General features: G+C 72.9%; 5 protein-coding genes. All 5 read right to left on the reverse strand.

Annotated features, from left to right (window positions below):
• Nucleotides 1-164 precede the first annotated feature (164 nt).
• The gene (locus tag AB0H32_RS45800) at nt 165-1,202 is read right to left on the reverse strand and encodes a helix-turn-helix domain-containing protein (protein WP_361134873.1); all 1,038 of its coding nucleotides are present in this window, start codon (nt 1,200-1,202) and stop codon (nt 165-167) included.
• Between the two features lie 91 nt (nt 1,203-1,293).
• The gene (locus tag AB0H32_RS45805) at nt 1,294-2,439 is read right to left on the reverse strand and encodes an alpha-hydroxy acid oxidase (protein WP_361134876.1); all 1,146 of its coding nucleotides are present in this window, start codon (nt 2,437-2,439) and stop codon (nt 1,294-1,296) included.
• A 182-nt stretch (nt 2,440-2,621) separates the two neighbouring features.
• Entirely contained in the window at nt 2,622-3,665 is a 1,044-nt protein-coding gene (locus AB0H32_RS45810; protein WP_361134879.1) for a methyltransferase, read from the reverse strand.
• A complete protein-coding gene (locus AB0H32_RS45815) occupies nt 3,662-5,293 on the reverse strand; it encodes a DHA2 family efflux MFS transporter permease subunit (protein ID WP_361134882.1) in 1,632 nt (543 codons plus the stop codon). The genes AB0H32_RS45810 and AB0H32_RS45815 overlap by 4 nt, the downstream gene beginning before the upstream one ends.
• A 6-nt stretch (nt 5,294-5,299) precedes the next feature.
• Nucleotides 5,300-6,391 (reverse strand): thiamine pyrophosphate-dependent enzyme (locus tag AB0H32_RS45820; RefSeq protein ID WP_361134885.1); only part of this gene is annotated, 1,092 nt, incomplete at its 5' end.

Consider the following 6,391-nt stretch of genomic DNA (forward strand, 5'->3'; position numbering starts at 1 on the left):
CGCACGGGCCAGTGGGGCCAGGTGCTGCGCGGGCGGCTGGTGGCGGGCGGGCGCCGGCCGTGGCTGGGGCTGCGCTTCGCCGGCCTGCTGACCAGCGTGTAGCCGCGACTGCGGCCGGTGGGCGGCACCGACCGGAGCCCGGCGTCGTGCGCGCCGGGCTCCGGTCAGCAGTTCGCGGTGGCGCGGCCGGGCAGGTTCGGGTCGGTCAGCGGGGGCAGGGAGTGGTCCGGCATCTGCGCGAGCAGGGTCGTCAGCCGCAGCCCGGGGTGCAGGGCAGCGTGCGCCGCGACCACCGAGAGCGTCCCCGGGGAGCGCCGGCACAGCTCGATCAGCCGGGTCGTGGCCTCCTCCTCGGCAGCCACCCGGCGGCGGCCGAGGAGCCGCTCCAGCGATGCCCGTGCGTCGTCGAAGGGGAGGACGTCCAGACCGATGGTCTGCGCGCCGTGGTGGGCCACCAGCGAGGTGAGCTTGTGCTGGCTCGTGACGACCGCGACGCAGCCGGGCGTGCCCGGCAGCAGCGGGGTGACCTGTTCCGTGTCCTCGGCGTCGTCGAGCACCATCAGCACCCGCTTGTTCGCCAGCACGCTGCGCAGCAGCGCCGACTGGGCGTGCAGCCCGCCGGGGATCCGCGTGCCCGGCACGCCCAGTGCGTGCAGGAAGTCTCGGATCGCCTCGCCCGGGGTGAGCGGCTCGTTGTGGTTGCGGTGCAGGTCGACGTAGAGCCGTCCGTCGGGGAAGCGGTCGGTGAGCTGATGGGCCCAGCGCACGACCAGGGCTGTCTTGCCCACTCCCGGGTGGCCGTTGACCACGGCCAGGCCGGGCGTGGTCTCCTGTTGTTCCACCAGCGTGTCCAGTGCCAGCAGTTCGCGCTTTCGTCCGGCGAAGTGGCGTGGCGTCATGGGGAGTTGCTGCGGGACGACGACCGGGCCGACGGCGGGCTCGGACGTGCGCTGCGCCGGGATGAGGGGGTCGGCGGCGCGCGCCTGTTCCTCGACCAGCCGGTCCAGTGCCTGCTTGTCCAGTCCGAGAGCCTTGGTGAGGAGTTGGAGGGAGCGCGGGTGCGGCTTGCGGGTCCGGCCGCGTTCCAGATCGCTGATCATGCGGACGCTGAGTCCGCTGAGTCGGGCCAGGTCCTCCTGTGTCAGTCCCATCGCTTCCCGGCGGCGGACGAAGAGCTGGCTGACCTCATGGCTGATACGCATGGGTGTGCTTCCCCCGTGGGCCTACGTGGTGTACGTAACCGCGTTGCCGATGACGCAACGCGCTGTCGGGTCAGGTGGTGCCGAGGGTGCGTCACCGCAGGGCCGGGGACGGGCGCCCCAGGGGCGCCGGTCGCTGGAGGCCCGCGTGGGGCAAACACAGCAGGGAGGAGTCGGCGTCGGCCGGTCTGTCCAGGCCGCAGAGCAGCATAGCCTCGGTCAGCTCGGCACCGAGCAGCCCGAGCACCTCGGCGACCCCGTCAGCACCCTTGCACGTCAGCCCCCACAGGGCGGGACGGCCGACGAGCACGGTGTGCGCGCCGAGCACGAGGGCCTTGAGGACGTCGCCGCCCTGGCGGAACGCCCCGTCGACGAGGACGGCGCACCGGCCGGCCACGGCCGCGGCGATCTCGGGCAGCGCGGCGACCGCCGGTACGGCACCGGGCAGTTGCCGTCCGCCGTGGTTGGAGACCACCACGCCGTCGACGCCGTGCTCGACGGCCCTCACGGCGTCCTGGGCCGTCAGGATCCCCTTCAGCACGAGCGGGAGACCGGTGCGCCCGCGCAGCCATTCCAGGTCGCGCCAGGTGATCGTCGTGTCGAACTGTTCCTCGGAGTGCGCGGCCAGCGCGGAGACTCCCGTGGTGGCCCGGTGCACGCCGGCCGTCACGGCTTCGTCCAGGTTGACCGCGCGCACCTGGCGGGGCACGGTGAAGCCGTTGCGGATGTCGCGCGGTCTGCGGGCGACGACGGGCGCGTCGACGGTGAGGACGAGTGCCGCGAATCCGGCTTCCTCGGCCCGGGCCACCAGCTTCTCCAACTGGTCGCGCCGGCGGAGCCAGTACAGCTGGAGCCAGAGCGGACCGGCGCTGTGCCCGGCGATCTCCTCCAGGGTGCGGTTGGCGAAGATGCTCGCGACGAAGAGGGCGCCGACGGCGCCCGCGCCGCGGGCGGTGGCCGTCTCACCCTCCGGGTGGAACAGGCGGTGGTGGGCCATCGGGGCGATGCCCAGCGGCAGTCGGAGCCGGCGGCCCAGCAGGGTGGTGGCCGGATCCGGTCGGGACACGCCGGTCAGCACGCTGGGCCGCAGCCACAGTCGGTCGAGTACGGTCTGGTTCGCGTGGACGGCGGATTCGTCGCCGCTGCCGCCTGACAGATAGTCCCAAACAGGTGAGGGTAACCGCTCCCGAGCGGCTTCCTCCCATTCCCTGACGTGCACCAGTGCGCGTTCTTGGGTCATGTCAGGAACTGTACCAGCCGATATCGAACGATAAGGCAAAGATTACGGAGTACTGACTGGTACATAATGAGATCCCGCTGGAACTATGCACGGGGTTCGGTAAAGCGCCGGAGAAGTTGATTTTCAACCGGTACTTGACCGGCGGTCAGACGGCCGCCGACGAGCGGCGCAGCCGGATTCGCTTACGCGGCAGTGAATTCCAGTGCACTTTCTCCCAACGGGTCGGTGGCCGGTGCTGGATGCACGGAGACGGTCTGGAACCCGGCCTTTTCGGCCAGCGCCCGGTATTCCGCCGCCGTACGGTTGCGGCCCTCGACCATGGTCAGCATCAGCAGGTCGTACAGTTTGGCAGGGCTCGGCCCCGGGCCCGCGGGGACGACCTTCTCCAGGACCACCAGCCGCCCGCCGACGGTCAGTTCCGCCCGTACCGTCCGCAGGATGTCCAGCGCCCGGTCGTCGCTCCAGTTGTGCAGGCAGCGGGAGAGGACGTAGAGGTCGCCGCCCGGCGGCACCCGTGCGAAGAAGCTCCCCTCGACCAGCGTCACCCGGTCGGCGAGTCCGGCCTCGGCGAAGCGGGTGCGGGCCTGGGCGATCGCCTCGGACAGCTCCAGGAGAACACCGCGCAGGACCGGTCGTGCGGTCAGCACCTCTGCCAGCAGGTTGCCGTTGCCGCCGCCGACGTCCACCAGGGTTGCGACGCCGGTCAGGTCGACTGCCGCCCAGGCAGCCGGGACCGCGGCGCGGCTGCCGAGCGCGGCATTGAAGGTGTGCGCGACGTCGGGGCGTTCCCGCAGGTAGCTGTACATGGACGTGCCGTGCACGTGGTCGAAGGCCGGGGTCCCGGTGCGCAGCGCCTCCACCAGCCCGCCGAGGGAGCGGAAGACCTCTTCGCCGAGCATGAGCGTGGTCTCGCGCAGCGAGCGCGGCGCGTCCGACCGCAGCAACGCCGTGGCCGGCGTCAGGGCGAAGACGTCCTCACCCTCCTGCTCCAGCAGGCCCGATGACGCCAGGGCGCGCAGCGCGCGGTGCACCGCGTCGGCGTCGGCGTCGCAGTCGCGGGCGATGCGAGCGGCCGGCAGGGGTCCGTCGGCGAGCAGGTCCGGGATGCCGAGGGCGGTGATCGCGTACAGCGCCTGCGCGGTCCAGGAACCGGTGAGCACGCCCAGCAGAGCACGCTGTGCGTCGGGCGCCGGTGCGGGGGCGGATGCCTTGTGCGTGTCGTTCATACGGAGGTCACTTCCACTCGGAGGTCGTCGGGATCCTTCACACGGCGCGCGGCGGGGCGCACGGCCAGGCAGCACACAGCAGCGAGCGCGGTCATCGCGACGGGCAGGACGACGGTCTGCTGTACGGCGTCCAGGAGCCCGTGGGCCATCGCGTACTTCCCCGCCTCGCGCAGCTGAGAGACCGCCGCCCGGGGGACACCGGGCGGGGCCGCGAGGGAGGAGCCGTCGCCCCCGGCCTCGATGGCGCTGTCGGCGGCGCGCCGCAGGGCGGCGGTGAACGGCGCGCGGTAGCCGGCCGGCAGCGAGCGCGCCCGCTCCGTGGCCCGTTCGCCGACCGCGGCGGCGAGCCGGCTCTGCAGCAGCGCCCCGACCGCCGCGGTGCCGAGGACGGAGCCGAACTGCCGGTTGGAGTTGAACACCCCGGATGCGGCGCTGTTGAGTTCGGGCGGCACCCCGTGCATCGCGATGGCCGGCATCGGAGCGAAAGTGCCGCCCATGCCGACGCCCGCGACGACCAGCGGGGGCAGGAACGTGTACCAGGCCGAGCCGGTCGTCGCGACGGCGGCCATCCACGCCATGCCGGCGGCGAACAGCAGGAGCCCCCCGAACAGGATCCAGCGCCCGTCGACCCTGTCGGTCAGTCTCCCGGTGAGCGGCGCCAGCAGCATCGACACCAGGGCGGCCGGGGCGAGGGTGAGCCCGGCCCGCAGCGCGCTCATGCCCAGGGCGGCCTGGAGGTAGATGTTGAACAGCAGCAGGAAGCCGAGCATCCCGACGTTGACGGCGCCGCCGACGACGTTCATCAACGCGTACTCGCGGTCCTTGAACAGCGCGAACGGGATGAGCGGATCGCGGTCCTGGACGCGGGCCTGTGCCCACAGGAACAGCGCCAGCAGCACCACGCCCGCGGCCAGCACCAGGGGGATGCTCACGAACGACGTGATGGTGCCCCAGTCGTAGCGCTGCCCCTCGACGAGCCCGTAGCACAGCGCCGTGAAGGCCAGCGTGCACAGCAGCACCCCGAGGGGGTTGAGCCGCCGGGGGTGGGGCTCGCGCATCTCGTCGACCACGGCGAAGGTCCCGGCGAGCACCACGATGCCGATGGGCAGGTTGATGAGGAAGATCCAGCGCCAGCCGAAGGCGGTGACCAGCAGCCCGCCGAGCGTCGGCCCGGCGATCGCGGCGAGGCCCGCCACCGCGCCCCAGATGCCGAAGGCGGTGCCCCGCCGTTCGGGCGGGAAGGTGTGCGCCAGGATGGTCAGGGTCTGCGGGATCAGGACCGCGGCCCCGATGCCCTGGACCGTACGGAACGCGATCAGCTGCGCCGGGTCCTGAGCCAGGGCACAGGCCACCGAGGCCGCGGTGAACAGGGCCGTCCCGGCGGCGAAGGCGAGCCGCGGACCGCGCAGGTCGCCGATGCGCCCTGCGGTGATGAGCAGGGCGGCCAGCGCCAGGGTGTAGCCGTTGACGACCCACAGGATCTGGTCGAGGGACATGCCGAGGTCGGACACCAGGTCCGGGATGGCGATGTTGACGATGGTCAGATCCAGCAGGGGCATGAAGTACCCCACGGACACGACGGTCAGCACGGCCCAGGGGTTGCCGCGCCACGCGCGCGCCGGTGCCACGGCCGGTCAGTCCGTGGTCGCGGCCGAGCCGGCCGCGGTCCGGGTCAGCACTTCCGTCACGCTCTCCATCACCGCCTCGGCCAGGGCCCGGTGGAAGGCGCCGTTGGCCTCCCGGTCGGTGATCACCTCGACGAGCCGCGGGCCGCCCTCGCGCACCGCCGCCAGGACCTCCGCCACGGACCGGGCCACGGTGCACGGCCAGCCGGCGGCGCGGGCGACGTCGGCCACCCGCACGCCGTGCGGGGTACCGAAGACGGCCTCGAAGCACTCGGCCGACGTGGTGCGGGGAGTCATCGAGAAGATGCCGCCGCCATCGTTGTTGATCACCACGAGAGTCAGGTCGGGCCGTTCCGGTGCGGCCCCGGTGAGCAGGCCGTTCTGGTCGTGCAGCAGGGACAGGTCACCCAGCAGCGCGACCGCACGGCCCGCGTTGTGCTCCTGGTGGGCGTGTGCGGCGCCGACCGCACTGGAGACGGCGCCGTCGATGCCGCTCAGGCCCCGGTTGGCGAGCACGCGGAGGTCGGATCGCGGGCGCATGGTGCGTTCCACGTCCCGCACCGGCATGCTGGACCCGGCGAACAGCAGCGAGCCCGAGGGCAGTGCGGCCGTCAGGTCACGGGCCAGGCGGGCCTCTGTCAGGCCGCCCTCGTCAAGGGTGCGGTCCAGGGTCTCCAGCGCCGCCTTGTCCGCGTGCTGCCACAGCCGCAGCCAGTCCGGGTCGCTCTCCGGCTGTTCGGGCGCGCCCAGCCGCGACACGACCGCGGTGGCGGTGCGGGCCGGGTCCGCCCAGTCGTTCCCGGGGTCGACCACGACGAGTCGTGGGGCGGAGCCGAGGAAGTTGAGGAGGGCGAGGTTCACGCCGGGCCTGCCGACACTGACCACCAACTCCGGTGCCGCCAGGGCCCGGAAGCCCGGGTGGGCCAGCAGGTAACCGTAGGTGGTGATGGCGTTCGGGCCCTGGCGGGCGCCGCTCTGCGGCTCGGCCAGCAGTGGCCAGCCGGCCTGCTCGGCGAAGGCCACCGCGGCCTGCGGGTCGGCCGCGGCGTCGCCGTCCACGACCCCGCCGCGGGCGGGCGCCGCCAGCGGCGCCGGCTGCGG

The sequence above is a fragment of the Streptomyces sp. NPDC020362 genome (assembly GCF_040642095.1).
GTDB lineage: Bacteria > Actinomycetota > Actinomycetes > Streptomycetales > Streptomycetaceae > Streptomyces.

Coding starts and splice junctions, on each gene's coding strand:
- AB0H32_RS45800 (WP_361134873.1), bottom strand. CDS start 1,202: ATGCGTATCAGCCATGAGGTCAGCCAGCTCTTCGTCCGCCGCCGGGAA.
- AB0H32_RS45810 (WP_361134879.1), bottom strand. CDS start 3,665: ATGAACGACACGCACAAGGCATCCGCCCCCGCACCGGCGCCCGACGCA.
- AB0H32_RS45805 (WP_361134876.1), bottom strand. CDS start 2,439: ATGACCCAAGAACGCGCACTGGTGCACGTCAGGGAATGGGAGGAAGCC.